The organism is Nocardioides sp. HDW12B (assembly GCF_011299595.1).
Taxonomy (GTDB): Bacteria; Actinomycetota; Actinomycetes; order Propionibacteriales; family Nocardioidaceae; genus Marmoricola_A.
In genome coordinates, this window is record NZ_CP049867.1 from 2,322,161 (window position 1) to 2,347,121 (window position 24,961).

23 protein-coding genes are annotated in these 24,961 nt (G+C 73.0%); 7 read left to right on the forward strand and 16 right to left on the reverse strand.

Features of this window, described 5'->3' with window-relative positions; translation table 11 throughout:
- Positions 1–2: 2 nt before the first annotated feature.
- Positions 3–815 (reverse strand): DUF1295 domain-containing protein, encoded by an 813-nt coding sequence (locus G7072_RS10895; RefSeq protein WP_166086260.1) that lies wholly within the window; start codon positions 813–815, stop codon positions 3–5.
- A gap of 44 nt (positions 816–859) precedes the next feature.
- Between G7072_RS10895 and G7072_RS10900 the strand changes: the two genes are divergently transcribed.
- The 4 genes from G7072_RS10900 (at position 860) to G7072_RS10915 (ending at position 5,960) form a co-directional block, all read left to right on the forward strand.
- Positions 860–1,336, forward strand: a complete 477-nt coding sequence (locus G7072_RS10900; protein WP_166086262.1) for a DUF456 domain-containing protein — start codon at positions 860–862, stop codon at positions 1,334–1,336.
- Positions 1,333–2,184, forward strand: a complete 852-nt coding sequence (locus tag G7072_RS10905; protein ID WP_166086264.1) for an EamA family transporter — start codon at positions 1,333–1,335, stop codon at positions 2,182–2,184. The genes G7072_RS10900 and G7072_RS10905 overlap by 4 nt, the downstream gene beginning before the upstream one ends.
- 110 nt (positions 2,185–2,294) lie before the next feature.
- Positions 2,295–5,108, forward strand: a complete 2,814-nt coding sequence (locus G7072_RS10910) for an ATP-binding protein (protein WP_166086266.1) — start codon at positions 2,295–2,297, stop codon at positions 5,106–5,108.
- A gap of 144 nt (positions 5,109–5,252) precedes the next feature.
- Positions 5,253–5,960: a hemolysin III family protein gene (locus G7072_RS10915; protein WP_240916880.1), complete on the forward strand. Its 708-nt coding sequence runs from the start codon at positions 5,253–5,255 to the stop codon at positions 5,958–5,960.
- A gap of 10 nt (positions 5,961–5,970) precedes the next feature.
- On the opposite strand, the gene G7072_RS10920 is transcribed toward G7072_RS10915, so the two are convergent.
- The 10 genes from G7072_RS10920 to G7072_RS10965 all read right to left on the reverse strand — a co-directional run bounded on the left by G7072_RS10920 (position 5,971) and on the right by G7072_RS10965 (position 17,219).
- Positions 5,971–7,887 carry a PKD domain-containing protein gene (locus G7072_RS10920; RefSeq protein ID WP_166086270.1) on the reverse strand — a complete coding sequence of 639 codons (1,917 nt, stop codon included), beginning with the start codon at positions 7,885–7,887 and terminating at the stop codon, positions 5,971–5,973.
- A 104-nt stretch (positions 7,888–7,991) separates the two neighbouring features.
- Positions 7,992–9,110 (reverse strand): sugar ABC transporter substrate-binding protein, encoded by a 1,119-nt coding sequence (locus G7072_RS10925; RefSeq protein ID WP_166086272.1) that lies wholly within the window; start codon positions 9,108–9,110, stop codon positions 7,992–7,994.
- Positions 9,111–9,199: 89 nt separating this feature from the next.
- On the reverse strand, positions 9,200–9,646 hold the full coding sequence (locus tag G7072_RS10930) for a response regulator (protein ID WP_166086274.1): 447 nt from the start codon (positions 9,644–9,646) through the stop codon (positions 9,200–9,202).
- Positions 9,639–11,177 carry a sensor histidine kinase gene (locus G7072_RS10935; protein ID WP_166086277.1) on the reverse strand — a complete coding sequence of 513 codons (1,539 nt, stop codon included), beginning with the start codon at positions 11,175–11,177 and terminating at the stop codon, positions 9,639–9,641. Before G7072_RS10935 ends, G7072_RS10930 begins: the two co-directional genes overlap by 8 nt.
- Positions 11,178–11,181: 4 nt before the next feature.
- Positions 11,182–12,339 carry a SpoIIE family protein phosphatase gene (locus G7072_RS10940; protein ID WP_166086280.1) on the reverse strand — a complete coding sequence of 386 codons (1,158 nt, stop codon included), beginning with the start codon at positions 12,337–12,339 and terminating at the stop codon, positions 11,182–11,184.
- 152 nt (positions 12,340–12,491) lie between these two features.
- Entirely contained in the window at positions 12,492–13,538 is a 1,047-nt protein-coding gene (locus tag G7072_RS10945; protein ID WP_166090006.1) for a DUF2510 domain-containing protein, read from the reverse strand.
- The gene (locus tag G7072_RS10950; protein WP_166086282.1) at positions 13,535–14,506 is read right to left on the reverse strand and encodes a hypothetical protein; all 972 of its coding nucleotides are present in this window, start codon (positions 14,504–14,506) and stop codon (positions 13,535–13,537) included. The genes G7072_RS10945 and G7072_RS10950 overlap by 4 nt, the downstream gene beginning before the upstream one ends.
- Positions 14,507–14,681: 175 nt before the next feature.
- On the reverse strand, positions 14,682–14,966 hold the full coding sequence (locus G7072_RS10955) for an excalibur calcium-binding domain-containing protein (protein WP_166086284.1): 285 nt from the start codon (positions 14,964–14,966) through the stop codon (positions 14,682–14,684).
- A 228-nt stretch (positions 14,967–15,194) separates the two neighbouring features.
- Positions 15,195–16,535 carry an RNA polymerase sigma factor gene (locus G7072_RS10960; RefSeq protein WP_166086286.1) on the reverse strand — a complete coding sequence of 447 codons (1,341 nt, stop codon included), beginning with the start codon at positions 16,533–16,535 and terminating at the stop codon, positions 15,195–15,197.
- Between the two features lie 111 nt (positions 16,536–16,646).
- Entirely contained in the window at positions 16,647–17,219 is a 573-nt protein-coding gene (locus tag G7072_RS10965) for an HhH-GPD-type base excision DNA repair protein (protein ID WP_166086288.1), read from the reverse strand.
- Positions 17,220–17,307: 88 nt separating this feature from the next.
- Here G7072_RS10965 and G7072_RS10970 point away from each other — a divergent pair, with 88 nt between their 5' ends.
- Positions 17,308–17,802, forward strand: a complete 495-nt coding sequence (locus tag G7072_RS10970) for a hypothetical protein (RefSeq protein WP_166086290.1) — start codon at positions 17,308–17,310, stop codon at positions 17,800–17,802.
- Positions 17,803–17,814: 12 nt separating this feature from the next.
- On the opposite strand, the gene G7072_RS10975 is transcribed toward G7072_RS10970, so the two are convergent.
- Positions 17,815–19,287 carry a glutamate--cysteine ligase gene (locus G7072_RS10975; protein ID WP_166086292.1) on the reverse strand — a complete coding sequence of 491 codons (1,473 nt, stop codon included), beginning with the start codon at positions 19,285–19,287 and terminating at the stop codon, positions 17,815–17,817.
- 21 nt (positions 19,288–19,308) lie between these two features.
- Between G7072_RS10975 and G7072_RS10980 the strand changes: the two genes are divergently transcribed.
- Entirely contained in the window at positions 19,309–20,196 is an 888-nt protein-coding gene (locus tag G7072_RS10980; RefSeq protein WP_166086294.1) for an SDR family oxidoreductase, read from the forward strand.
- A gap of 3 nt (positions 20,197–20,199) precedes the next feature.
- Here G7072_RS10980 and G7072_RS10985 read toward each other — a convergent pair whose 3' ends face one another.
- Positions 20,200–21,234, reverse strand: coding sequence for a DUF4192 domain-containing protein (locus G7072_RS10985; RefSeq protein ID WP_166086296.1), 1,035 nt, complete (start codon positions 21,232–21,234; stop codon positions 20,200–20,202).
- A 119-nt stretch (positions 21,235–21,353) separates the two neighbouring features.
- Here G7072_RS10985 and G7072_RS10990 point away from each other — a divergent pair, with 119 nt between their 5' ends.
- Entirely contained in the window at positions 21,354–22,754 is a 1,401-nt protein-coding gene (locus tag G7072_RS10990) for a DNA polymerase IV (protein WP_166086298.1), read from the forward strand.
- On the opposite strand, the gene G7072_RS10995 is transcribed toward G7072_RS10990, so the two are convergent.
- The 3 genes from G7072_RS10995 to G7072_RS11005 are packed head-to-tail and all read right to left on the reverse strand — an operon-like array spanning position 22,735 to position 24,946.
- The gene (locus tag G7072_RS10995) at positions 22,735–23,634 is read right to left on the reverse strand and encodes a biotin-dependent carboxyltransferase family protein (RefSeq protein WP_166086300.1); all 900 of its coding nucleotides are present in this window, start codon (positions 23,632–23,634) and stop codon (positions 22,735–22,737) included. The genes G7072_RS10990 and G7072_RS10995 overlap by 20 nt on opposite strands.
- A complete protein-coding gene (pxpB, locus tag G7072_RS11000) occupies positions 23,631–24,248 on the reverse strand; it encodes a 5-oxoprolinase subunit PxpB (protein ID WP_166086302.1) in 618 nt (205 codons plus the stop codon). The genes G7072_RS10995 and pxpB overlap by 4 nt, the downstream gene beginning before the upstream one ends.
- Positions 24,245–24,946, reverse strand: coding sequence for a 5-oxoprolinase subunit PxpA (locus tag G7072_RS11005; RefSeq protein ID WP_166086304.1), 702 nt, complete (start codon positions 24,944–24,946; stop codon positions 24,245–24,247). The genes pxpB and G7072_RS11005 overlap by 4 nt, the downstream gene beginning before the upstream one ends.
- Between the last annotated feature and the right edge of the window lie 15 nt (positions 24,947–24,961).

Consider the following 24,961-nt stretch of genomic DNA (forward strand, 5'->3'; position numbering starts at 1 on the left):
GGCTACCGCTTCGGCGGGAGCGGCACGAAGAACGAGACCCGCTGCTGGTAGTCCCGGTAGGCCGGGCGGTCCTGCATGCGCCGCTCCGTGCGCTTGGCGCCGGTGGCGTAGACGAGGAAGTACGACATCGCCAGCGGGGCGGGAAAGGTCCACGCGGCGGGCGCCGATGCGGCGGCCGCCAGCCAGGCGCCGTCCCAGACCAGCGAGTCGCCGAAGTAGTTGGGGTGCCGCGACCACCCCCACAGCCCGGTGTCCAGCACGTCAGGCGTCTCCTCGCCGCGCTCCTTCGCCGCCGACTTCTGCGCCATGAAGGCTGCCTTCTGGCGGTCCGCCGTCGCCTCGACGACCGCGCCGACGACCATCAGCGTGACGCCGGCCGGGAACAGCCAGGCGCGCGGTCCGCGCGGCAGCCGGCTGGCGGCCGCGACCTGGAGCGGGACCGACACGAGCAGCTGGGCGACGGCCTGGGTGCCGAAGACCTTGGCCACCACGGCCGGGACGGAGTCGCCCTCGAGGAACTCGCTGTAGCGGGCGTCCTCCTCGTCGGTGCCGCGGAGCCGGTCGGCCATGACCTTGCCCAGCCGCGCGGCCCAGCCGGTGGTGGCCGCCGCGAGCGCCCAGCGCCGAGCCGGGTCGCCGTTGCCGGCGACGGCCCCGGTGAGGGCGACGGCGGCCAGGCCGGGTCCCCACACGCCGTCCGCGTAGTCGCGCCGCCCGGCCCGCACGCCGACCACGGCGGTGCCGACCTGCAGCGCGGTGACGACGGCGGCGGAGGCTCCGGCCACGCGGCGCAGGTTGCTGGTGTCGAGGCTCATGGGCCCATCCAACTCCGCGCGACCAACTCTGAGAGGGTGGCGCGATGGAAACCGTGGACGTCGTCGCCGGCCTCGTCGTGCTGGTCGGACTGGTCGGTGTGGTGGTGCCCGTCCTGCCGGGCGGCCTGCTCATCGGTCTCGCGCTGCTGGGGTGGGCCCTGGCCGTCGGCACCGGCCAGGCGTGGCTGGTGGCCGTGCTCGGCGGCGCGATCCTGCTGGTCGGCGCCGTCGTGAAGTACGCCGTCCCGGGTCGCCGGATGCAGCAGCAGGGCGTCCCGGGGCGGACGCTGGCCGCGGGCGCGGTCCTCGGCGTGATCGGCTTCTTCGTCATCCCCGTGATCGGCCTGCCGATCGGCTTCGTGGGCGGCATCTACCTCTCCGAGCTGCAGCGGCTCGGGCCGGACCGGGCGTGGCCGGCCACGAAGGTCGCGCTGCGGGCCGTCGGGCTCGCCGTCCTCATCGAGCTGAGCGCCGCCGTCCTCGCCACCCTGGTCTTCGTCGTGGGCGCGGCCACCACGTGACGACCGTCCTGCTCGCGCTCGCCGCCGCACTCGCCTACGGCTCCTCGGACTTCATCGGCGGTCTCGTCAGCCGCCGCGGCTCGGCCTGGTCGGTGGCCGTCGTCGTCCAGCTCTCCTCCGCGGTCGTCGCGACCGTCGCCGCGCTGGTGCTCGGCGGCGCACCGAGCGCCGCCGACCTGACCTGGGCGGTGCTGGGCGGCGTCGGCTCCGGCGTCGGCGTCGGGTTCCTCTTCCGCGGGCTCGGCTCCGGCCGGATGGCCGTGGTCGCCCCGGTCAGCGCGGTCGGCGCCGCGCTCCTGCCGGTGGCGGTGGGCATCCTCCTCACGGGGTGGCCGCCGCTCGCGGTGGTGCTGGCGGTCGCGACCGGCATCCCCGGCATCTGGCTGGTCTCGCGCGTCGCGGACGCCCCGGACCCGGCCGGCGCGCACGGCGGATCCCGGGGGTCGGGCCTCACCGACGGGCTGCTGGCCGGCGTCGGCTTCGGCGTGCTCTTCGCCGCGCTCGACCAGGTCTCCGACGGCGCCGGGCTGTGGGCGACCGCCACCACGCAGGCGGCCTCGACGGTGACCGCCGCCGGGCTGGCCGTCGCGACCGGCAGCGTCTGGTGGCCGCTCCCGCGGACCATCTGGGCGGCGGCCTGGGCCGGGCCCCTGAGCTCGGTGGCGCTGCTGTGCTTCCTGATGGCGACCCAGCAGGGATCGCTCACCGTGGCCGCCCTGCTGAGCTCGCTCTACCCCGCCACGACCATCGTGCTGGCCGTGCTGGCCCTGCGCGAGCGCATCCACCGCGCCCAGCTGCTCGGGCTGCTGCTGTGCGGCGTGACCGTCGGGCTGGTCGCCGTCGGCTGACGGACCCGGCGGTTCAGCCTCCGGAGCCACGTCCAGCACCTACGCTGACACAGACACCGCAGGCCCCTTCTTTCTCCCCCGCCCCTGGTTCCTGCACCGAGGAGAACGTCGTGCTCCGCTCGGACGCCTTCTTCCGGAGGCTCGTCGAGTCCTCCGGCGATGGCATCTGGGTGTTCGACGACGCCGGCCGCACGATCACCGTGAACGCCCGCATGGCCGAGCTGCTCGGCTACACGCTGCCGGAGCTGCAGGCGATGTCACGCACGGACGCCCACGACGAGCAGGGGCGCAGGGAGTTCCTCGCGCACCTCGAGGAGCTGCGCCGCCACGGCCCCAACAGCAGCGACGTGGAGTGCACCTACGTCCGCAAGGACGGCTCCTTCGTCCCGCTGATGATCGGGGAGAGCGCGCTGCGCGACGAGGACGGTGAGACCGTCTACGTGCACCGGGTCACCGACGACCGCCAGCGACGCGAGCTGATGCACGAGCTGTCCCGCAGCCGCAGCCAGCTCGACGAGGCCCAGGTGATCGCACGGCTCGGCAGCTACGAGCTCGACCTCCACACCGCCGAGCTCACGACCTCCCGGCAGATGCACCACCTGCTCGGGCTCGACCCCGACCTGCGGACCATCGAGCCGCGCGACTTCTGGGACCGTCTCGTCGACGCCGACCGCCCGGCCGTCCTGCGCGCGATGCGGGAGGCGCAGCGCACCCGCACCGACTTCACCTTCGACACCCGGTTGCGCCGCGACGACGAGTCGATCGTCTGGCTGCGCGGTCTGGGTCGCTACGTGCTGGACTCGCAGGGCCGCTCCGTCCGCGTCAGCGGGACCCTCCAGGACGTCAGCGACGTCAAGGAGGCCGAGCTCCAGCTGCTCGACGCCGCGGTCCTCAACGGACTGATGCAGGTGATGGCCACCGCCGCCAACGAGGCGCAGACCCTGGTCGAGGCCTGCGAGGTGGTGCGCCACCAGCTGCTCGACCAGGACGACTGGACCCGGGCCGTCGGGTGGACCGTCGACCCGCTGGGACGCCTCACGCCGTACCTCGGCCCGGACCCCGGTCCGGACCGCACCCCCGTCGAGCACGAGCTGCGCCTGGCCGAGCGGATCCTGGAGACCCGCGAGACGGTCTTCGACGAGACGTCCCACCCGCTGCAGCCCTCGGTCGGGTTCCTCATCACCCACGCCGGCCGGCCGCTCATGGTCTTCGTCATCACCACCGCGACGCCCTTCGAGCGCCACGAGCTGGTCACGAGCATGCTGCACCAGGTGGCCGGCCAGCTCGGCACCGTGGCCGACCGCGAGCACGCGACCCAGGAGCTCGCCGAGGCCCGGGACGACGCGATGCAGGCGTCCCGGCTGAAGTCGGAGTTCGTGGCGATGATGAGCCACGAGATCCGCACCCCGATGAACGGCGTGATCGGGCTCAACGACCTCCTGCTTCGCACCGACCTCGACACCCACCAGCGGCGTCTGGCCAGCGGGGTGCAGACGGCCGGTCGCAGCCTGCTCGGCGTCATCAACGACATCCTCGACTTCTCCAAGATCGAGGCCGGCCAGCTCGAGCTCGAGACCGTCGAGTTCGACCTGCGGAGCGTGCTCGACCAGACGCTCGAGATCCTCTCCGGCGTGGCCAGCGACAAGCAGCTGGAGATCCGCACCCACGTCGACCCCGCCATCCCGCGGGTGCTCGTCGGTGACCCCACGCGCTTCGGCCAGGTGATCGCCAACCTGGTCTCGAACGCCGTCAAGTTCACCCACGACGGCCTCGTCGAGATCGAGGCCCGGCTCGACTCCCCCACGACGGACGGCGTCACCCTGGTCGTCGAGGTGACCGACACGGGCGTCGGCATCGACCCCGCGGTGCGGCCCCACCTCTTCGAGCCGTTCCGGCAGGCCGACGCCTCGACCACCCGGACCTTCGGCGGCACCGGCCTGGGCCTCGCGATCTGCCACCAGCTGGTGGGGGCGATGGGCGGCCGCATCGGCGTGCAGAGCACGCCCGGCGAGGGCTCGCGCTTCTGGTTCACCGTCGGGCTGGGGCTCGGGAGCAGCCCGGCCGCGCCCGCCACCCCCCACGCCCCCGCGTCGACCCCGTCGGGCACGACGCACCCCCGCGGGCGGGTGCTGGTGGTGGAGGACAACGACATCAACCAGCTCGTCGCCCTGGGTCTGCTGGAGGCGCTCGGCTACTCCGCCCACGTCGTCGACAACGGTCTCGACGCCGTCCGCGCGGTGGCGGCCGGCCCGTTCGACGCCGTCCTCATGGACATCCAGATGCCCGGCATGGACGGGTACGCCGCCGCACGCGGCATCCGCGACGCCGAGCCGGAGCGGCGTCGTACGCCGATCATCGCGATGACGGCCTCCGCCCTGCAGGGCGAGCGCGAGCGGTGCCTGGCCGCCGGCATGGACGACTACCTCTCGAAGCCGGTCGCCAGCAACCGGCTCGAGGCCGTGCTCGCGCACTACCTGGGCTCGACCGCGGCCGGGCCGATGGTCCCCGAGGCCGACCCCGTGGCCCCCGGGGTGGGCGTGGACCTCGACACCGGCCGCCTCGAGGAGCTCGACGCCCTCGGCGAGGGCGCCGCCGCCCTGGTGACCCGCGCCATCACCAACTTCATCGGTCAGGCGCCGCGCACCCTGCAGGACCTCGAGGAGGCGGACCGCCGCGGCGACGTCGAGCAGGTGGCCGCGCTGGCGCACCGGCTCAAGGGCAGCGCCTGGAACCTCGGCGCGGTCCGCGTCGGCGACCTCTGCGAACGCCTGGAGCGCGAGGCGCGGGCGGAGGACCTGACCGACGTGGCCGGACAGCTCGCGGCGGTCCGGGCAGCGTACGACGACGCGACCCGCGCCCTGCGCGCCTACCGCGACCTCGACGACGAGCCCGTCGTCGCGGCCCCCGCCGGCCGCACCGGCTGACCCTCCTCCCGACGCGGTCGCACGCCCGAAAAGGCGTCGACCGGGTTGAGCCCCCCGCTTTCGGGGCACGTGATGACTGTCAGCACCCCTCGCGTCGCCCTCCCAGGCCCCGTGTCGAGTTCTCTCGGGCCAGAGGAGATCGCCGTGCCCCCACCGTCACCCGTCATCCACGACCGTTCCGTCGCCCAGCTGGCGCACGACGTCGTCGTCGAGCCGTGGGAGGCGGCCAAGCCGCACCTGCGGGGCTGGCTGCACGCCGGGGTCAGCCCGCTCGTGCTGGCCGCCGGCATCGTGCTGGTGTGCCTCGCCCCCACCCCGGCGTCCCGCTGGGCCGCGGCGGTCTACTCGGTCGCGGGGATCACGCTGTTCGCGACCAGCGCGCTCTACAACGTCGGGACCTGGGGCCCGCGCGGGCACGCGATCCTGCAACGCATCGACCACGGCAACATCTACCTGATCATCGCCGGCACCTACACGCCGGTCGCGACCCTGGCGCTGGCCGGGTGGAAGGAGGACCTGGTAGTCATCGGCGCCTGGGTCGCCGCGACCCTGGGTGTCGCCTTCCGCGTGCTGTGGATCGGCGCGCCGCGCTACCTCTACACCGGCCTCTACATCGCTCTCGGCTGGTCGATCGCGCCGTTCATGGGCGACATCTTCGCGGCCAGCACCGCCGTCGGCACGCTCACGCTCGCCGGCGGCCTGCTCTACACGGTCGGTGGCGTCGTGTACGCCGTGAAGCGACCGGACCCGCGTCCCACCTGGTTCGGCTTCCACGAGATCTTCCACGCCTTCACGATCGGCGCCTGGGCGTGCCAGTACATCGCGATCTCGGTGCTGACCTACCGGGCCTGACCCGCCCGCGTCAGGGCACGGACGTCACGAGGACGTTGTCGTACCGCGCCTGCACGGGAGCGTTCGTCGCGCTGCCGGACAGGTACGGCGACAGCCCGATGCCGCCGGGCGCCTGGAGGACGGCCGTCGCGTCGGTGCGCGCGATCGTCCAAGCGGCCGGCTCGGGCGCCCCGAGCTTCCAGACCTTGAGCACGAGGTTCGTCGGGCCGACGCCGGTGCTCCGGGCCTTCACGAGGAGGGTGTCGCCGGCGGCGTACGTCAGGCCGGGAACCGAGACCTGCGCACCGACCCCGGTGGTCCCGGACCCGGCCACGAAGCGGGCGAAGTCGACGAACACGACACCGTCGGACCGGACACGCACCAGGGCGCGGTAGTCCCCGCTCGTGGTCCGCCGCAGGAAGAGCGTGTGGTCCACCCGCGCGTTGGTGCCCGCCGGCACCTTGTCGAGGCCGAGCTCGAAGGACACCTCCACGTCGCGGCCCTGGGCACCCGGCAGGAGCGAGACCGGGCCGCGGCCCGGCGCTCCCATGACGCTGCGTCCCTTGCCTCCGGACACCGAGGACACCCCGGGCGTGGTGGCGACGGTCCAGGGTCCGCCGACGTCCGCGCTGCCCCAGGTGTTGGTCAGGCTGCGTTCGAACGGGTCACGCGCCACCACCTGCTCCGCGGCGACGACCACCTGGCGCGTGACCGAGTGGGTGGCCCCGGCGTCGTCGGTGACGGTGAGGGTGACGTCGTAGGTCCCCGGACCCGGGTACGTGTGCCTCACCGTCACCCCGGCGCCCGTCCGGCCGTCGCCGAACGCCCAGTCGTACGTCGCCACCCTGCCGTCGGGATCGGAGGACCCGGAGGCGTCGAGATCGACGGTGAGAGCGCTGGTACTCGAGGTGAACCTGGCGGTCGGAGCCTGGTTGGGGGGCGCGGCGCCGCGCGTCAGCGTGAACGCGTCGGAGAAGGTGCCCCCGGCTGCGCGCACGAATCGCACGGTCATCGCGTCCGGCGTGACGTCGAAGTCACCGAACCCGAACGTGGGGTTCTGGTTCGCACCCGACGTGGCCGCGAAGTAGGGCGCCTCCGGGTCGTTGCTGTTGACGTCGCGTAGCGCGATGCCACCCGTCCCGAGGACGCCGAACACGGTGCCGGCGCCGGCCGTCATGGAGCTGTCCGCGTCGACGACGCAGGCGGCGTTGTAGCCACCGATCGTCAGGGACGTGCACCCGGCCCCGAGCCCGATCTGCTTGCTCCGCATGTAGGAGTGCTCGTGACCGCTCAGCACGAGGTCCACCTTCTTGGTCAGCAGCATGTCGACCAGCCCGGCGCCGACCTCGCACCCGTAGACGCCGACGGACAGGCACGGCTTGTGCATGCCGACGACGACCCAGGGGATGTCAGCCGCCCGGGCGCCGTCGATGGCCGACGCCGTCCAGCTGTAGCGCGGCGTGCCGGGGGCGTAGCTCCAGGTGGTGCCGTCGGGGAAGGGCAGCGCCGGCGAGATCATCACGAAGCGGATCAGCGGGTCGTCCTGCGGGACGTCCACGAAGTACTGGCGCCCGTAGGTCCCGACGAGGCCCGGGAGCTGGTTGGGCAGGCACGCGGAGAAGTCGTTGATGTTGCCGTTCAGGCCGTTGCTCTCGTGGTTCCCGGCGAGCAGCTCGACGGGGAACCCCGGGCCCACCCGGTCGGTGACGAAGTCGCACCAGCCCTGCTCCGCGCCGGTCGCTCCGTAGGAGAGGTCACCCAGCGCGAAGTGCGCGTCCGGGTCGGCCGTGGCGAGCTGGTCGAGGACCGGACCGGTGGTCGTCACGGATCCGCCGATGTCGCCCACCGCCGTGAAGTGGACGTGGGTCGGGCTCGGCGCCCCGACCGCCGCCGACGAGAGGGCGAGCAGCATGGTCACACCGAGGAGGAACGCCGTACGCCGGCCCATGGCAGCGACTCTAGGACGCTGCCGCCTCCGTGAGCCGGTCCAGGCGTCCCCCGTCCCCCTGGCTTTGGTCCCTGCCCGGTCGTGACGACCCTGCCGCGGTGCCCCTAGGCCGACGGTGGGTCGACCGGCGCGGTCCAGTACTGCTGCCGTGACTCGTAGGAGACCGTGCCGTACAGCGGCAGGTACTCCTCGTAGCGAGCACGGTCACCGAACACGGCGGACGGGTCCTGGCCGGCCGCCTCGAACTGCTCGACCGCGTCGGCCGAGTCCAGCTGCACCCCGCGCGCGACGACCAGCTGCGGCACCTCGCGGCCCTCCACCCAGTCCGCCCCGAACTGACCGAGACCGAACCCCATCAGCTTCCAGGCGAAGGCGATGCTGAGCTTGTAGGCGCCGCCCTGCTTGATGAGCGCCAGCGCCTCCCTGTCCCCGTCGACGCCGGACAGGAACATGTCGTCGGTGAGCTTCCCCTGCTCGGCCAGCGCCTTGTGAGCGCCCACGACGATCGTGTCCCCTCCGAGCACGACCTTGATGTCGGAGTAGCGCTGCAGCGCCGACGTCATCGTGTTGAAGCCCGACGTGGTGCTGATCTCGGCGACCGTGATGTCGCCGACCACCTCGATGCCGCCACCGCCTGTCTTCAGGCCGTCGAGCACCCCGTCGTGCCGGAGCCTCAGCTGCGGCGACGCACTGTCCAGGTTGAAGTACAGCACCTGCGCGTTCCCGCCGAGCTCGGCGACGCAGTAGTCGGCGGCCGCCTTCCCCTGGTCGTAGCCGATCTGGTACTGGCTGGCGACGACCTGCATCGTGCTGGGCGCGGTGATGATCCCCTGGGTGCAGACCCCGCGGTCGATGGCCCGCTGCAGCACGACGGCGTCGGCGTCGGGGCTGAGCGGCTGCATCGCGAGCGCACCGACCCCCTGGTCGAGGAAGCCGTTCATCTGGTCGACGTGCAACCGGGGATCGTTCCCCGACGTCGCCGTGACGTAGTCGAAGCCACGCTCGGTGGCCGCCAGTCGCATGCCCTGCCCGAAGGCGAGGAAGAACTCCGAGTCGGCGGTGGGCGCCCACGCCAGACGCTCGGGGAGACCGGTCCCGCCGTCACGCGATCCGGATGGCTCGAAGGGATCCAGCGCGTCGGGGTCGAGCTCACCACTGCCGGGGCTGCTGCTGCCACCGCACGCGGCGAGCAGCTCGGAGGCGATGAGGCCACCGGCAGCCACGGCGCCGACCTTCAGCGCGCTTCTTCGGGTGAGATTCGACAAGGCAGCAACCTCCGCGGGGGCGGCCCGATGCTACTCGTACGGCGGGCTCACCGGGACGGAAGGCGCACGACGGTGACGAAGAAGTCGTCGATCGCACGGACGGCGGCCACGAACTGCTCGAAATCGACGGGTTTGCGCACGTACGCGTTCGCGTGCAGGTCGTAGGCCGCGATGACGTCCTCCTCCGCCTCGGAGGTCGTGAGGATGACGACGGGGATCCGCCGCAGGTTCGGGTCGCCCTTGATGTCGGAGAGCACCTCACGCCCGTCGCGACGTGGCAGGTTGAGGTCGAGGAGCACGAGGTCCGGGGTCCGCGCGTCCGCGAACCGGCCCTGCTGCCGCAGGTAGGCGATCGCGTCCTCGCCGTTCGAGACGACCTCGAGCCGGTTCGCGACCTTGTAGTCCGCGAAGGCCTCACGGGTCATCAGCACGTCACCGGGGTCGTCCTCGACGAGCAGGATCTCGATGGGCTGCGGCGCCGGCTGGTCAGACATCGGTCGCGGTCTCCTCGGGTGGAAGGGTGAAGGACATGCAGGTGCCGCCGCTCTGCGACGCTCGCACCTCGATCGTGCCGCCGTGGAACTCGACGACCTTCTTGGCGAGCGCGAGCCCGATCCCGGTCCCGCCGTACTCGTCGCGGCCGTGCAGCCGCTGGAAGATGACGAACACCTTCTGTGCGTACTCATCCGGGATCCCGATGCCGTTGTCGGCGACGTCGACCCGGACCATCTCCCCCTCGGGCGCCGCCGTCAGACGCAACGACGGGGCCTCGTCCGGTCGGCGGTACTTGAGGGAGTTGGCGAACAGGTTGGTGAGCAGCATGCGGAGCAGCGCTGGGTCGCCGTGGATCTGCGCGGCCCCCGGTACGACGTCCACGTCGAGCGTCGCGCCGGTGCTCCGCGCCTGGTCCTCGAGCGTCTCCCACGCCGTGGCGGCGACCGCGACGAGATCGACGGCGACGAACCCCTCGCTCGTGCGACCGACCCGGCTGAAGGTCAGCAGGTCGGTGATGAGCAGCTGCATCCGTTTGGCGCCGTCGACGGCGAAGGCGATGTACTGGTCCGCACGGTCGTCGAGCTGTCCGGCGTACCGCTGCTCGAGCAGCTGGCAGAAGCTGGCGACCTTGCGCAGGGGCTCCTGGAGGTCGTGGGACGCGACGTAGGCGAATTGCTCGAGGTCCGCGTTGGAGCGTGCGAGCTCGGCTGCGCGTCGCTCCAGGCCGCGACGCTGCTGCTCCACCTCCGCCAGCACACCCACGAGCTCCAGCCGCATGGACTCGACGTCGTCACCGATCTCGCGGAGGTCGGGCGGGCCGGTCGGCTGGATCGGGACGCCGTGCCCGCCGCGGGCCACCACCCGCACCTGCTCCCCGAGGCGCCGCAGCGGCCGGAGGACCGAGGTGCTCAGCGCGCGCGAGAGGGCCGCCACGGCGACGGCGACGGTGAGCGCCATGAGGGCGAGGGTGACGACCACGACGGTGCGCGCGCGGTCCGCTTCCTCCTGCGCCGTCGTCAGCTCGTCCTCGAGCTCGGCGTCGAGGGCGGCGTTGCTGCGACGCACCCGCTCGAAGAGCTGGCGCCCGAACTCGATGGTCCTGTCGACGCCGGGGCCTTCCGCGCTGTCGGTCCGCAACGACGCGTACTGACCGCGCCACGCCGTGATCGCAGCATCCACGGAGAGCAGGTCGACCCGGGCGTCGTCCCCGGGGCGGATCAGACGCCCCAGCTCGCGGCGGGCACGTTCCTCCTTGAGAAGACCCTGGCGGTAGGGCTCGAGGAAGGCCTCGTCGCCGGACAGCGCGTAGCCGCGGAGCCCGGTCTCCTGGTCCACGAGCGAGGTCAAGAGCTGGCTCGCGGCGAGACGAGCCGGGACGGTCCGTTCCACCTGCTCGGAGGTCGCCTCGTCGGCCCGCCGGAGCGCGACCGTGAGCGCCACCCCTGCCAGCAGGAGGAGCACGAAGAGGCCGACGAGCGTCACCCGCAGCCGCCGGGCCAGCCTCCAGTCCGACCACGCACCCCCGGTCATCGCGTCAGGACCACCATCCCGCAGTGCCGACGAGCAGCGCAGCGACGTCGTCGGCGAGCGGCCCTCCGTTCGCCCCCTCCACGGCGGCGAACAGCGCGGACGCCAGGGCGTCTCGCGGTGTGTCGTTCGCGACCAGCGAGCTGAGCTGCCGCACGAGCCCGTCCGTCCCCAGCCGGGTCGTCGCGCCCGGCGCGGCCCGCCCCTCGAAGAGCCCGTCGGTGAACAGCAGCAGGCCCCAGTCGTCGTCGAGGTCGACAGCGAACGGCTCGATCGCGTGACCGTCGAGGAGCGTCAGGATCGGCAGCCGACTGCCGTCGATCTCGTCGACGGCGCCGCCCCGGACCAGCAGCGGCGAGGGGTGGCCGCAGAGCAGCACCTCCGCGCGCGCCAGCGAGCTGTCGAGCGACACGGTGGCGATGGTGGCGAACCGGTCGTCGTCGTGCCGCTCCGCGAGCAGCACCTGCTCGACCCCGCGCACGACGTCCGCACCCGTGTGCCCGGCCAGCACCAGCGTGCGCCACGCGATCCGCAGCGCCACCCCCAGGGCCGCCTCCTCGGGACCGTGACCGCTGACGTCCCCGATCAGCAGGTGCACACCCGTCGAGGTCTGGACCACGTCGAAGAAGTCGCCGCCGAGCAGCGCCCGCCCGCCTCCGGGTCGGTAGAAGCTCGCGACACGGAGCTCGCTGGTCCCGATCAGCGGGCTCGGCAGCAGGCCGCGTTGCAGGCGGGCGTTCTCCTGCGCGATCAGCTCGGCCGCCACGAATCGGCGACGGTCGAGCGCGGCCCGGCCCCGCTCCACCGCGTACCGCACCGAGCGCTCGATCGCCGTACCGTCCACCTGGCCCTTGACGAGGTAGTCCTGCGCACCCGCAGCGAGCGCCACGCGCCCGATGCCGTCGTCGATGCGGCCCGTGAGCACCACGATGGGCACGTCGGGCACCGCAGCGCGCAGCCTCTCGAGCGCGGAGAGCCCCATGGCATCGGGAAGGCCGAGGTCGAGCAGGACGCACTCGGTGTCGGGCGGCCACGCGTCGAGCGTCGCCTGCAGGGTGGCGAAGCAGGTCAGGTGGATGTCGGGGGCGACACCCTCGAGCATGTCGGTCACCAGGAGCCTGTCGCCCGCGTCGTCCTCGATCAGGACCAGGGAATGGTGACTCATCACCCGCTCCCTCCGGCTGCGCTCCACGGCTCACGTCGGCCCGTCGCGTCGGCAGCATACTGGAGCGGTCGCCCGGCACGGCTGCTCCCGCTCGGCCCCGCGCGTGGACGCGAGGTCAGGAACGGTGCTGGTCAGTGACGTCGTGGCACGGGTCAGGAGTCACAGCCGATGCCGTCGCCGTCCGCGTCCAAGCCGTAGGGGTCGGAGCCGGTGCTGCGGATCGGGCCGTCGACGTCGTCGCAGTTCAGGTCCGCGACACGGGGCAGGCACGGGCTGTAGCCGGCCGTGCAGCTGCCGTTCGCGCTGCCGCCGCTGCCGCCCATGAGCGGTTGGGGCTTCGGCGACGGCGGTGCCGGGGGTGGTGCCTGCTGACCGGTCTGCATGGGGCACAGATTGCGCGCGCCCCGGTCGTTGGCGACGTAGACCGTCTCGCGCGGGTGGAAGCCGTAGCCGTCGCGGGAGTCGTAGGCGGCGATCGCGCGGCCGTTCTTGATGAGCCGGAGCCCGGCGTCCATGTCACCGAGATCGACGTAGCGCAGCAGGCGGCCGTAGCTGTCCCGGTCCTCGTCGGACTCCCCCAGCGACACCATCTCGCCCAGGACCAGGTTCGACAGGTTCGCGGCAGCAGCCTCGAAGCCGCACTCCCCCACCTCCGGGGTGTCGATACCGACCAGGCGCACCGTCTCGCCGTTGCCGAGCTCGATGGTGTCGCCGTCGATGATGCGGGAGACGTAGAACGTGGGCTGCCTCGGCACCGGGGGCTTCGCGGACCGTTCCGCTCGGGGCTTCTTCCCCGGGACCGGGCCCGGTGCCCGGTCGCCTCGATCACCGCCGGCAGTGCTCGACCTCGTCGTGGCGCCCGGTGGCGACCCGGTCGCCGACCGGTCGTCGGGCTCCTGGTCGGCGTCGACGGGCTCCTGCTCGGGCTCGGCGTCTGCAGCCGTCGCGGACAGCGTGGAGCTCGTGGGGCCGTCCTCCGACGGGAGCCACGATCCGACGAGAGCCAGGGCCAGCAGCACGATGACGGTCGTCAGGACCTTGTGGCGTCCTACCCACGCGGAGGTGGGGGACGCGTGCTCGAGGCTGAGCGCCCCGGGAGGTGCTGCGACGCGGTAGTCGGTCCACCGATGCCCGTCGAAGTAGCGCAGGTGCCCGGGAGGCTGTTCGGTGTCCTGGTACCAGCCTGGCTTGTGATTCATCCCTGACCTGTCATCTCGTCGAAGTCCACGGCGTCAAGAAGAGTGCCGAGGTCAGGCTGCTGGGTGACGTCGAGCGGCTGGAGCTCCTTGGACACCCCCCGTTGGGTGGCCACCAGCTCGCTCGCCGCGTCCGAGAGGATCTGCGCGGCGTCGACGCTCTGCCACCGCACCCCCGCGAGCGCCGAGCGGCTCACCCGCGCGGCCATCACCGCCTCGGGACGTCGGCGTCCGTCGTCCCCGTGCCCGGCCGCCCGCACGGCGACGATGCGTGCGCTCGAGATGCCCGGCGCGGTCGCGAAGCACTCCTTCAAGGTGGCGAGCACGTGACCGCACACCACGAGCTTGTAGACGTCGGCGGTCTCCCGCTTCGTGAGCTTCTTGAGCGACAGGTTCCCCTTCGCGGTGGTGGTCGGCTTGCGCTCGGGCACCACCTCGACGCCCGGCACGACGGCGATGAGGCTGACTTCCTCGTGCAGCACGCCCACCGCCGCTGCCGCCGCCTGGTTGTCCTCGAAGGCCGACGCGAGTCGCGACAGGACGATCCGCGGCTCGTTGGCCCGCAGTCCCCTCCACTCGCCCTCGATCTCGCGCTGCCACTCGAGCTGCCGTTGGGCGAGTGTCTCCTCCAGTGACCGGACCTCGGTCTCCGCGCCGGCTCGTGCACCCACCCGGGCGGTCCTGCGCGCCGCGCGATCGAAGACGCTGACGCCGGCACGCGCCTGCTGCGCATGACGCCGCAGGATCGCCCGGGCATCGACCTCGGGCAGCGGCGGCGGCACGCCGGGCTCAGCGGCCGGGAACTCCCGTCGGGGCAGGTCCGTGATGGCCTGCAGCGCATCGAGCAGCCGCTGTGCTTCGGCCGCCTTCTCCTGCGCCGCCGGTGACGGCGCCGAGGCCGACCGCTGCCCCCGTGCGCTCGTTGAACTGCTCGAGCGCGGACGCCCGCTCAGGGGCGTGTAGTACCCCACCGGCCCGACTCCCGTGGACACCCCAGCTCGACCCGCACCGACGTGCACGCGCGCAGCGCGCGGCCCGAGACTCGTCCTCACGCCCCTGCTCGAGGCGCGCACGCGGACACCGGGCGCCACTCGCACGGAGAACCCCACCGCTCCATCCCCCCGTTCGGCCGACCCTCGCTGTGGCTCAGGCCTTCTCGCAGGCGATGCGGTCGTTGTCACGGTCCAGGTCGCCGTTGTGACGCTCGGCCGCCCAGTAGATGTCGTTGCTGCGCTTGAAGCTCGTGACCGGCGTACCCGAGGTGCGGTCGCGAGCGGCACGGGTGCCGACGCCGTGCGGGAACTTCTTGTTGAAGTTCGTGCAGTTGTCGTGGATGCCGACGGAGTGGGCCTCGGCGGTCGTCGTGACGGCGACCGCGCTCCCCAGGACCAGGCCGACCGAGCCGATGAGTGCAGCAGTACGCGACTTCATGTTCACGAGATTCCCCGTCGTCGAGCGGCGCCTTCCCCGATGAACGGCGCGCGTCGCCACAGTAGGCATCTGGCGGCACATCTGTCCCGGGCAATTGGTCCTTGTCTCCTAAACGAGATCAAGGACCCAAATCGGTTCGAACGGTGTCACGGGGGCAGACAGGGCAAAGGCCCCGCACCCGGTGGTGGGTGGGGGCCTTCGTCGTGGTGCAGCGCGGGTGGGCGACTCTCAGTCGAGGTAGTCGCGCAGGACCTGCGAGCGGCTGGGGTGGCGCAGCTTCGACATCGTCTTGGACTCGATCTGGCGGATCCGCTCGCGGGTCACGCCGTAGACCTTGCCGATCTCGTCGAGGGTCTTGGGCTGACCGTCGGTCAGGCCGAAGCGCATCGACACGACACCGGCCTCGCGCTCGGAGAGCGTGTCCAGCACGGCGTGCAGCTGCTCCTGGAGGAGCGTGAACGAGACCGCGTCGGCGGGGACGATGGCCTCGGAGTCCTCGATGAGGTCACCGAACTCGCTGTCGCCGTCCTCGCCGAGGGGCGTGTGCAGCGAGATGGGCTCGCGACCGTACTTCTGGACCTCGATGACCTTCTCGGGGGTCATGTCGAGCTCCTTGGCGAGCTCCTCCGGGGTGGGCTCGCGCCCCAGGTCCTGGAGCATCTGGCGCTGCACGCGGGCCAGCTTGTTGATGACCTCGACCATGTGCACCGGGATGCGGATGGTGCGGGCCTGGTCGGCCATGGCGCGGGTGATGGCCTGGCGGATCCACCAGGTCGCGTAGGTGGAGAACTTGTAGCCCTTGGTGTAGTCGAACTTCTCGACCGCACGGATCAGGCCCAGGTTGCCCTCCTGGATGAGGTCGAGGAAGAGCATGCCGCGGCCGGTGTAGCGCTTGGCCAGCGAGACGACGAGGCGCAGGTTGGCCTCGAGCAGGTGGTTTTTGGCGCGACGACCGTCCTCCGAGATCCACTCGAGCTCCTCGAGGACCTTCGGGGTGATCTTGCCGCCCTTGGCGAGCTTCTCCTCCGAGAACAGGCCGGCCTCGATGCGCTTGGCAAGCTCGACCTCCATCTCGGCGTTGAGGAGGGGGACCTTGCCGATCTGCTTGAGGTAGTCCTTGACCGGGTCGGCGGTGGCGCCGGCCACCATGACCTGCTGCTCGGGCTCGTCGGTGTCGTCCGCCGCCGAGATGACGAAGCCCTTCTTCTCGTCCTCCTTGATCGTCGGATCTTCCTTGACGTCCTTCTCGAACTGCTCGTCCGGGATGTCGGGGAGGACCTTCTTGCCGTCGGGGCCGATCACGACGGGCGCGACGTCGGAGGGAGCGGCGGTCTTCTTGGCCGTCGCCTTCTTGGCGGGGGCCTTCTTCGCCGGGGCCTTCTTGGCGGGCGCCTTCTTGGCAGCTGCCGCCTTCGTCGCCGGGGCCGGCGACTCCGTCTCCTCCGCAGGCGCCGCAGCGGCCTTCTTCGCCGCCGCGGTGGTCACCTTCTTGGCGGTGGAGGTCGCGGCCAGAGTGCGGCCGCGGGGGGTGGGTGCTTGGGGCGTGGATCCTGACGTGCTCGAGGACACGAACTACCTCTCGTCCAGAGTGATGGGCGCGGCAGAGCCCGTTGTCGTCAAGTGCCGCCGGGGTCCATTGTGGCACGGTCCTGGTGAGAACAGAGAACCGGCTGGGGCCCTTCAGCCACGGCCCGCCTTGGCCGCAGCCTTCTTCTGCTGCTTGAACTCCCGCACCTTGACCAACGAGTCCGCGTCGACGACGTCGGCCACCGAGCGGTGGCCCTCGAGGGCGTAGTCACCGGCAGCCTCCTCCCAGCCGTCGGGACGCACGTCGAGCTGCTTGGCCAGCAGGGCGGTGAAGATCTGCGCCTTCTGCTTGCCGAACCCGGGCAGCGCCTGGAGCCGCTTGAGCAGGTCGTCGCCGCTGCTCGCCTCGGTCCAGATCCGCGTCGTGTCGCCGTCGTGGTCGTCGACGACCTGCTGGGCGAGGGCCTGGATCCGCCCGGCCATCGAGCCGGGGAAGCGGTGCACCGCGGGCGTGCGCGCGCAGGCCTCGGCGAACTCCTCGGGGTCCATGGCCGCGACGGTCGCGGGGTCGAGGGAGCCCAGTCGCTCGACGAGCTTGCCTGGGCCGGCGAAGGCCCGCTCCATCGGGAACTGCTGGTCGAGCAGCATGCCCACCAGCAGGGCGAAGGGCGACTCGGAGAGCACGCGGTCGGCGTCGGCGTCCTGGGCGATCTGGATCGTGGCCATGGCGCCATCCTGCCCCACCGCGGCGGCGGTACGCCGCCCCTGTGGACAACGCGAGCGGCCCGCCCGGCCACCGGGTGAGGATCAGCCGGTGACCCCCTCCCCGACCGACCTGGCACCCGGCCGCGACGCCCGTGGCAGCGCCCGGCGCGAACGGCTGCTGCGCGCCGAGGTCGCCGCGCTGCGCCGCCGCGAGCAGCGGCGGATCTTCCCCGCGCGTCTGTGCCTGGGTCCCGGCCCCGAGCAGGGCCCGGGTCACGCGCTGGCCTGGCCGCCCCGGGACCCGCCCGACGTCGGGCTGGTCTTCGACCTCGTCGACTCGTTGCTCGACGCCGGCGGCGAGCCGGGCGAGGCCGGCACCGGGAGCGGCGGCGACAGCCGTCTGTGGCTGGTGCGGCCCGGCCACCCCGAGGTCCACGACCTCGACCTCCGGGTGGCCTCGGTGGCGCTCCGGGTCGCGGCGGCGCGCGGTCCGGCGTACGGCGCCGTGTGCGGGCCGATGGTCGTCCTCACCCGCTACGGCTGGCTCGACCCCCTCACCGGGGAGTCGCGCCGCTGGAAGCGGCTGCGGCTCCAGGACCGCTGACGCGGCCGAGCGCTACTGCTCGCCCCAGGTGTGGACGGGCGCGTTGTCGTGCATGCGGGCGCGGTAGTCGGTCAGCACCCGGGCGATGACGCGCTCGCGGTCGCCCTCCCCCGCCCGCGCGGCCACCTGGTCGACGAACCAGGACGCCCCGTTGACCCCGGTGACGCAGCGTCGCTCGATGATGTCGAGCAGCTGCCCGGACTCCTCGTCGCTGACGCCCCAGGCGCTGAGCCCCTGCGCGGCCAGCGGCAGCAGGCGTCGTACGACGAGCTCGGTGGCGGGGACCTGCCCCACGCCGGGCCAGTAGACGCGCGCGTCGATGCCGGCGATCGCCGCGGCGTGGAAGTTCTCCTCCGCCGCGGGGAACGACATCTGCGACCAGATCGGCCGGTCCTGCTCGGCCAGCGCGCGCACCAGCCCGAAGTAGAAGGCGGCGTTCGCCATGGTGTCGACGACCGTCGGGCCGGCGGGCAGCACCCGGTTCTCGACCCGGACGTGCGGCACGTCGTCGACGACGGCGTACACCGGGCGGTTCCAGCGGTAGACCGTGCCGTTGTGCAGCTTGAGCTCGTCGAGCTGAGGGGTGTGGCCGGCGTCGAGGACCGCAGCCGGGTCCTCGTCGGAGAGCACCGGGAGCAGCGCCGGGAAGTAGCGCACGTTCTCCTCGAACAGGTCGAAGATCGAGGTGATCCAGCGCTCGCCGAACCACACGCGCGGGCGCACGCCCTGCGCCTTCAGCTCGTCGGCTCGGGTGTCGGTGGCCTGCTCGAAGAGCGCGATGCGCGTCTCGCGCCACAGCTCCTTGCCCAGCAGGTACGGCGAGTTCGCGCCCACCGCGAGCTGCAGGCTCGACATGACCTGGGAGGCGTTCCAGTACGACGCGAAGTTGTCGGGGCTGACCTGCACGTGGAGCTGGGTGCTCGTGCACGCCGCCTCCGGGGCGATGGAGTCGGCGGTGACCCGCAGGCGCTCGGGGCCCTGGATGTCGAGGACGATGTCCTCCCCCCGGGCGGCGAGGATCTCGTCGCTGAGCAGGTGGTAGCGCGGGTTGGCGCTGAGCACGTCCTGGGTCAGGTGCTGCTCGCCGAGCGTGGGCAGGATGCCGATCATGACCAGGTGGCCGCCGGAGGCGTTGGCCGCCTTCTCCGCGGTGTTGAGGCTGGCCCGCACGCCGTCGCCGAACGCGCTGACACCGTTCACCGCGAGCTTCTTGGGCGCGACGTTGATCTCGAGGTTGAACTTCGCCAGCTCGGTCTGGAAGTCCGGGTCGCCCAGCGCCTCGAGGACCGCCATGTTCAGCATCGCCGGCTGCTCGTCGTCGTCGACGATGTTGAGCTCGATCTCCATGCCCGTGGCGGGGTCGTCGGCGTCGAAGCGCGACTCGGTGAGCATCCGCTCGAGCACGTCGAGGCAGTCACGCACCTTGCGGCGGTACTTCGTGCGGTGCTCCCGCGTGAACTTCTGCTGCTCGACTTCCTCGCCCATCGCCCCACTCTAGGGTGAGACATGGCCAAGTCCCGCGCTGTCGTCCGCCCCGTGACCGGTTCCGTCGTCCTCGTCACCGGCGCCGCCCGCGGCATCGGTGCCGCACTCTCCCGACGGCTCGTCGGCCAGGGCGCGCAGGTGCTGATGCTCGACGTCGACGTCGAGCCCCTCGAGGCGCTCGCCTCCGACCTCGGTGAGGCGGCGCTGGCGGTGCGCGCCGACGTCACCGACCTCGCCTCGCTGGAGGCCGCCGTCGCGCAGGGCGTCGAGCGGTTCGGCGGCATCGACACGGTCGTCGCCAACGCCGGGATCGCCAGCTACGGGTCGGTCCTCAGCGTCGAACCCGCCGCCTTCCGACGCGTCGTCGACATCAACGTCACCGGCGTCTTCCACACCGTCCGGGCCGCGCTCCCCCAGGTCATCGAGCGGCAGGGCTACGTGCTGGTCGTCTCGTCCCTGGCCGCCTTCACCGCGGCTCCGGGCATGGCGGCGTACAACGCGAGCAAGGCGGGGGCGGAGAACTTCGCCAACGCCCTGCGCCTGGAGGTGACGCACCTCGGCGTGGCCGTCGGCAGCGCCCACATGTGCTGGGTCGACACCCCGATGGTGCGCGAGGCGCGCGCCGACCTGCGCTCCTTCGACACCATGATCGACAAGCTGCCGCCGCCGCTCAACCGCACCACCAGCGTGGAGTCCTGCGTCGACGCGTTCGTCACCGGCATCGAGAAGCGCAACCGCCGGGTCTACGTGCCGGGCTGGGTGGGCGCCATCGCCAAGGGCCGGGCGCTCATGAACTCCCCGCTCGGTGAGCGCGAGACGCTGCGCAGCGCCGCCGCCATGGTGCAGGTGATGGACGACGAGGTCGCCGCGCTCGGTCGGTCCACCTCCGCGCGCTACTCCGTCGACTGACGCTCAGGCGGGCCGCGCACGCTTCGCGGGGCCCGGTGGGTCCAGGGCGGCGAGCCGCTCCAGCGCGTCCGGCGGGACCGCGTGCACGAGCAGGTCGGCCACCAGGCGGGCCAGGGAGTGCGCCGGGTCGACCTCGAGGGCACGCTCGACCCCGCACCACGCGAGGGCACCGTCTCCCTCGCCCCACGCAGCGAAGCCGAGCAGAGCGGCCGGCGCCGCCACCGCGTGAGCGGGCGCCAGCCGGACCACGCGTCGCCAGACGCGGACCCAGAAGGCCGCGCTCGGCCGGTCCACGGCGTGGAGCGCGACGTCGCGGACGTTGCCGATCCGGACTGCCCGCAGCACGCGCGCGACGGTCGCCGGGGCCCACGTCTCCGGCGCTTCACCCAGCACACGCCCCAGCCACTCGGCCTCGCCGAGCAGGGCACCCGTGTCGTCGGCATCGAGCTCACCGAGCTCCACGAGCGCGGCGGCCACCGCGTCCGCCTCCGGGCCGGGCGCCGGGTCCAGGGTGTGCACCAGCGCGTCGCGGTCGGCGAGCATCACCTCCCCGCGCAGCACCATCCGGGCCATGAGCGGGTGGGCGGTGAGGTCGAAGGCGACCCCGCCCCGGGTGGCGGACGAGGGCTGGCCCGACGCCGGGAACCACCGCCCGTCGTGCACCCGCAGCCGCATCGCCACGGAGCACCCGGCCGCGCGCAGCGCCCGGGACGTGGCCCTGAGGTGCTGGCGGGACCGGCGCTCGTCGGCGGTGAAGGTGACCAGGAACGTCGTACGTCCGCCGTTGCGCGCCCCGGCGTCCAGCAGCGAGTCGACCACGCCGCGCACGTGCACGGCGGACGGCGCCAGGTCGCAGCGGGCCTGGAACATCCGGCCCGCCTCGTCGACGCACACCATCACGATCGACTCGGTGGGGTGGAAGCCCAGGGTGGTGACGACCAGGGCGACCAGGTCGGTCTCGTTGCGCAGCCGGAAGCGCTCGGGAGGCGCGTCGTGGGCCGGGATGTCGGGGTCGAGCCAGGGATCGATGCTGTCCATGTCCCGACCCTCGGCCCGTCGCGAGCCGCGCGGGAGGGCCGACGACGCATCGGTGGAGAGCGGCCGGGTCAACCGCCCTGGGGACGGGTTCCGGCCCGGCGGCGGGTCATGATGGGCGGGTGCGCAGCGAGCCGACGATCCTCCACGTCGACCTCGACGCGTTCTTCGCCTCCGTCGAGCAGCGGGACAAGCCGTCGCTGCGGGGCAAGCCGGTCGTGGTCGGCGGCACCGGAGGTCGCGGCGTGGTGGCCACCGCGTCCTACGAGGCCCGGGTCTTCGGCGTCCGCTCGGCGATGTCGACGCGGGAGGCCCGCTCACGCGCACCGCACGCGGCGTACCTCTCGGGTCGCCACCACGTCTACCGCGCCGCCTCCGCGGTCGTCATGGCGCGGCTGCGCGAGCTGTCGCCCCTGGTCGAGCCGCTCTCGCTCGACGAGGCCTTCGTCGACCTCGCCGCCGGCGACCTGCCCGACGCGCGGGCGGCGACCCTGGTGGAGTTCGCCCTCGACCTCAAGTCCGACCTGGCACGGCTGACCGGGGGCATCACCGGCTCCGTGGGCATCGGCACATCCAAGCTGGTGGCCAAGATCGCCAGCGACCTGCACAAGCCCGACGGGCTGGTCGTGGTGCCGGCCGGCACCGAGGCGATGATCCTGCACCCGCTCCCCGTCACCGCCATCCCCGGCATCGGTCCCGCCACCGCGGACCGGCTGCGCCGCGTCGGCGCCACCCACGTGCGCGACCTCGTCACCATCTCCCTCGACGAGATGGTGCGGCTGCTGGGCCAGGCGGTGGGGTCGGGCATCTACCGCCTGGCGCGCGCGGACGACGACCGGCCGGTGGTGGCGGAGCGCGAGGCGAAGTCGATCAGCGTCGAGGACACCTACGACACCGACCTGGTCGACCGGCGCCTGCTCGAGGGGCTGCTGGAGCGGCAGACCCGCAAGGTCGCGGAGCGGCTGCGGGCGGCCCGGCTCTCCGGGCGCACCGTGACGGTGAAGGTGCGCGCTCACGACTTCACCACCCACACCCGCTCCTCCACCCTCGGCGTGCCCACCGACGACCCCGTCGCGCTGGTGCGTCGCGCCAAGGCGCTGCTCAAGGAGTTCGACACCTCCGACGGGGTGCGGCTGCTCGGGGTGGGCGTCTCGGGACTGGCCGACTGGATCCAGGACGAGCTGTTCGACGATCTCGAGGCCGACCTCCCGGTGAGCACGAAGGCGGCGGAGGGACCGGCGGGCGAGTCGGCGTCGGGCCCGCTCGAGCTGCCCGACGGCCCCACGGCCGACGAGCTGCTCGCCCAGCGCTCGCGCGACCAGCGGCGGTGGCACCCCGGTCACGACGTGCTGCACGACGAGCACGGTCCGGGCTGGGTCTGGGGCGCCGGGGTGGGGCGGGTGACGGTGCGCTTCGAGACGGCCGAGACCGGACCGGGGCCGGTGCGGACCTTCGCCGAGGACGACCCCGCGCTGCACCCGCGCGACCCGGTCAGCCCCGAGGTCAGCCCCGACGGAACCTGACCGCGTCCCCCGGGCGCAGCTGCGCGACCCGGTCGAGGTCGTCGCGGTGCACCACCGCGACGACCGGGTAGCCCCCCGTGGTCGGGTGGTCGCGCAGGAACACCAGCGGCTGCCCGTCGGCGGGCACCTGCACCGCGCCGAGGACGAGGCCCTCGCTGGGCAGCTCCGCGGTCACGCTCCGCGCCAGGCACGGCCCCTCGAGCCGGACGCCGATCCGGTCGGCCTCCCCCGCCACGGTGTACGGCGCGCCGCCCAGCAGCGCGTCGAGGCCGTCGACGAACCAGTCCGCCCGGGGACCGGGACCGACCCGCAGCATCGTCGTCGTGGCAGTCGGGGCAGAGGTGCCGACGCGGCCCGGGGTGTCGAGGGCGGCCGGTGGTCCGGGGGCCGGCCCGACCGGCAGCTCGTCGCCCGCGGCCAGCGGGGCGGGCCCGATCCCCGACAGCGTGTCGGTGGAGCGCGACCCCAGCACGGTCGGGACCCGGACCCCGCCGGCCACCGCCAGGTAGGACCGGACGCCGGACGTGGGTCTCCCCAGGGCGATCGTCGCGCCGGCCGCGACGGTGACGGGCTCGGCGTACGCGACGGGGCGGGAGTCGACGCGCAGGTCGACCGGCGCGCCGGTCAGCGCCACGGTCAGCGCCGTGCGCGTGCGCAGGGCGAGCCCGCCGCCGAGGCACTCCAGGAGCGCCTCGCCGGGGCCGCCGTCGGGCCCGTCGAGGTCAGGGTTCCCCACGAGCCGGTTGGCCAGCCGCGCCGACCCGGCGTCGAGCCACCCGGAGCGCGGCACGCCGAGGTGCGCCAGGCCCGGCCGACCGGCGTCCTGCACGGTCGTCAGCATCCCGGCGTCGAGCACGTCCAGGGCGCGGCCGCCGCTCACCGCACCTCCGTGAAGCGGACCCGGGTGCCGGGGGCGAGCAGCGCCGGCGGCTCGGCCGTGACGTCGAACAGCGTGAGGTCGGTGACGCCGATGAGCTGCCACCCTCCGGGCGACGCGGTCGGGTAGACGCCGGTGAACTCGCCGGCCAGCCCGACGGAGCCCGCCGGCACGCGGGTGCGCGGCGAGGGCCGGCGGGCCACGTGCAGCCGCTCGGGCAGGCCGGTGCAGTAGGCGAAGCCCGGCGCGAAGCCGCAGAAGGCGACGACGAAGGCGGTCCCGGTGTGCGTGGCGACCACCTCGTCGCGGCTCATCTCCCACAGTCGCGCCACGTCGTCGAGGTCCTCCCCGTCGTAGCGCACGGGCACCTCGACCTCGCCCGCGTCGGAGTCGCCGGTCGCGGCCGGACCACCCACCCGGTCGAGCCCTCCCCCCACCAGCTCGCGCAGCCGGTCGAGGTCGGTGACGTCGTCGAAGAAGATCGTGCGCGCCGCCGGCACCACGTCGCCGGCCAGCTCCCGGCAGACCGGGTCGAGACCGGCGTACGCAGCGGTGACCTCGGCCGTGCTGCCGAGCTCGAGGAGGAGACCGTGCGGACCGGCCGGCAACCACCTCACACGAACCCCTCCAGGTCGTGCCCGGCCGCCTCGAGCGCGGCGCGCACGCGCCGGGCGGTGGCGACCGCGGTGGCGCCGTCGCCGTGCACGCAGACCGAGTCGATCCCGCCCCGGGAGGCCAGGTCGACCGCCCGGCGCGCGATCGCGTCGGGGTCGTCCAGGACCGCGCCGGGCTCGGAGCGTGGCAGCAGGCGGGCCACCCCGTCGTCGGCCTCCGGCCGGTAGCCCCGGTCCGGGAACCCCTCCCGGTACGTCGCCCGTCCGGCCTCGGCCGCGAGCCGCAGCAGCCGGCCGCCCGGCAGCCCGAGCACCGGCAGGGCGCCCGACCCGGCCAGCACCGCGGCGGCCTGCTCCTCGTCGTCGACGACGCGGTTGTAGAGGGCGCCGTGGGGCTTGAGGTAGACGACGTCCAGCCCGGCTGCGCGCGCCGCGTCGGCCAGGCGACCCACCTGGTCGGCGACCTGCTCGCTCAGCACGTGCGGGGCGACGTCGAGCGCCCGCCGCCCGAAGCCCTCGCGGTCCAGGTAGGACACCTGGGCGCCCACCCGCACGCCCCGCTCGGCGGCCAGGGCGCACACCTCGCGCATGAGCGCGTCGTGACCGGCGTGGTAGCCGCAGGCGACGTTGGCGGACGTGACGACCTCGAGGAGCGCCCGGTCGTCGGTCACCTCCTCGGCCAGGTCGGCGTTCAGGTCCATCCCCCGATCATGCCG

What these genes read in the sequence shown, in the direction of transcription:
- G7072_RS10920 (WP_166086270.1), bottom strand. Translation starts at nt 7,887, where the DNA reads ATGGGCCGGCGTACGGCGTTCCTCCTCGGTGTGACCATGCTGCTCGCC.
- G7072_RS10900 (WP_166086262.1), top strand. Translation starts at nt 860, where the DNA reads ATGGAAACCGTGGACGTCGTCGCCGGCCTCGTCGTGCTGGTCGGACTG.
- G7072_RS10955 (WP_166086284.1), bottom strand. Translation starts at nt 14,966, where the DNA reads ATGAAGTCGCGTACTGCTGCACTCATCGGCTCGGTCGGCCTGGTCCTG.
- G7072_RS10945 (WP_166090006.1), bottom strand. Translation starts at nt 13,538, where the DNA reads ATGAATCACAAGCCAGGCTGGTACCAGGACACCGAACAGCCTCCCGGG.
- G7072_RS10935 (WP_166086277.1), bottom strand. Translation starts at nt 11,177, where the DNA reads ATGACCGGGGGTGCGTGGTCGGACTGGAGGCTGGCCCGGCGGCTGCGG.
- G7072_RS10975 (WP_166086292.1), bottom strand. Translation starts at nt 19,287, where the DNA reads ATGGGCGAGGAAGTCGAGCAGCAGAAGTTCACGCGGGAGCACCGCACG.
- G7072_RS10940 (WP_166086280.1), bottom strand. Translation starts at nt 12,339, where the DNA reads ATGAGTCACCATTCCCTGGTCCTGATCGAGGACGACGCGGGCGACAGG.
- G7072_RS10930 (WP_166086274.1), bottom strand. Translation starts at nt 9,646, where the DNA reads ATGTCTGACCAGCCGGCGCCGCAGCCCATCGAGATCCTGCTCGTCGAG.
- G7072_RS11005 (WP_166086304.1), bottom strand. Translation starts at nt 24,946, where the DNA reads ATGGACCTGAACGCCGACCTGGCCGAGGAGGTGACCGACGACCGGGCG.
- G7072_RS10965 (WP_166086288.1), bottom strand. Translation starts at nt 17,219, where the DNA reads ATGGCCACGATCCAGATCGCCCAGGACGCCGACGCCGACCGCGTGCTC.
- G7072_RS10985 (WP_166086296.1), bottom strand. Translation starts at nt 21,234, where the DNA reads ATGGACAGCATCGATCCCTGGCTCGACCCCGACATCCCGGCCCACGAC.
- G7072_RS10895 (WP_166086260.1), bottom strand. Translation starts at nt 815, where the DNA reads ATGAGCCTCGACACCAGCAACCTGCGCCGCGTGGCCGGAGCCTCCGCC.
- G7072_RS10980 (WP_166086294.1), top strand. Translation starts at nt 19,309, where the DNA reads ATGGCCAAGTCCCGCGCTGTCGTCCGCCCCGTGACCGGTTCCGTCGTC.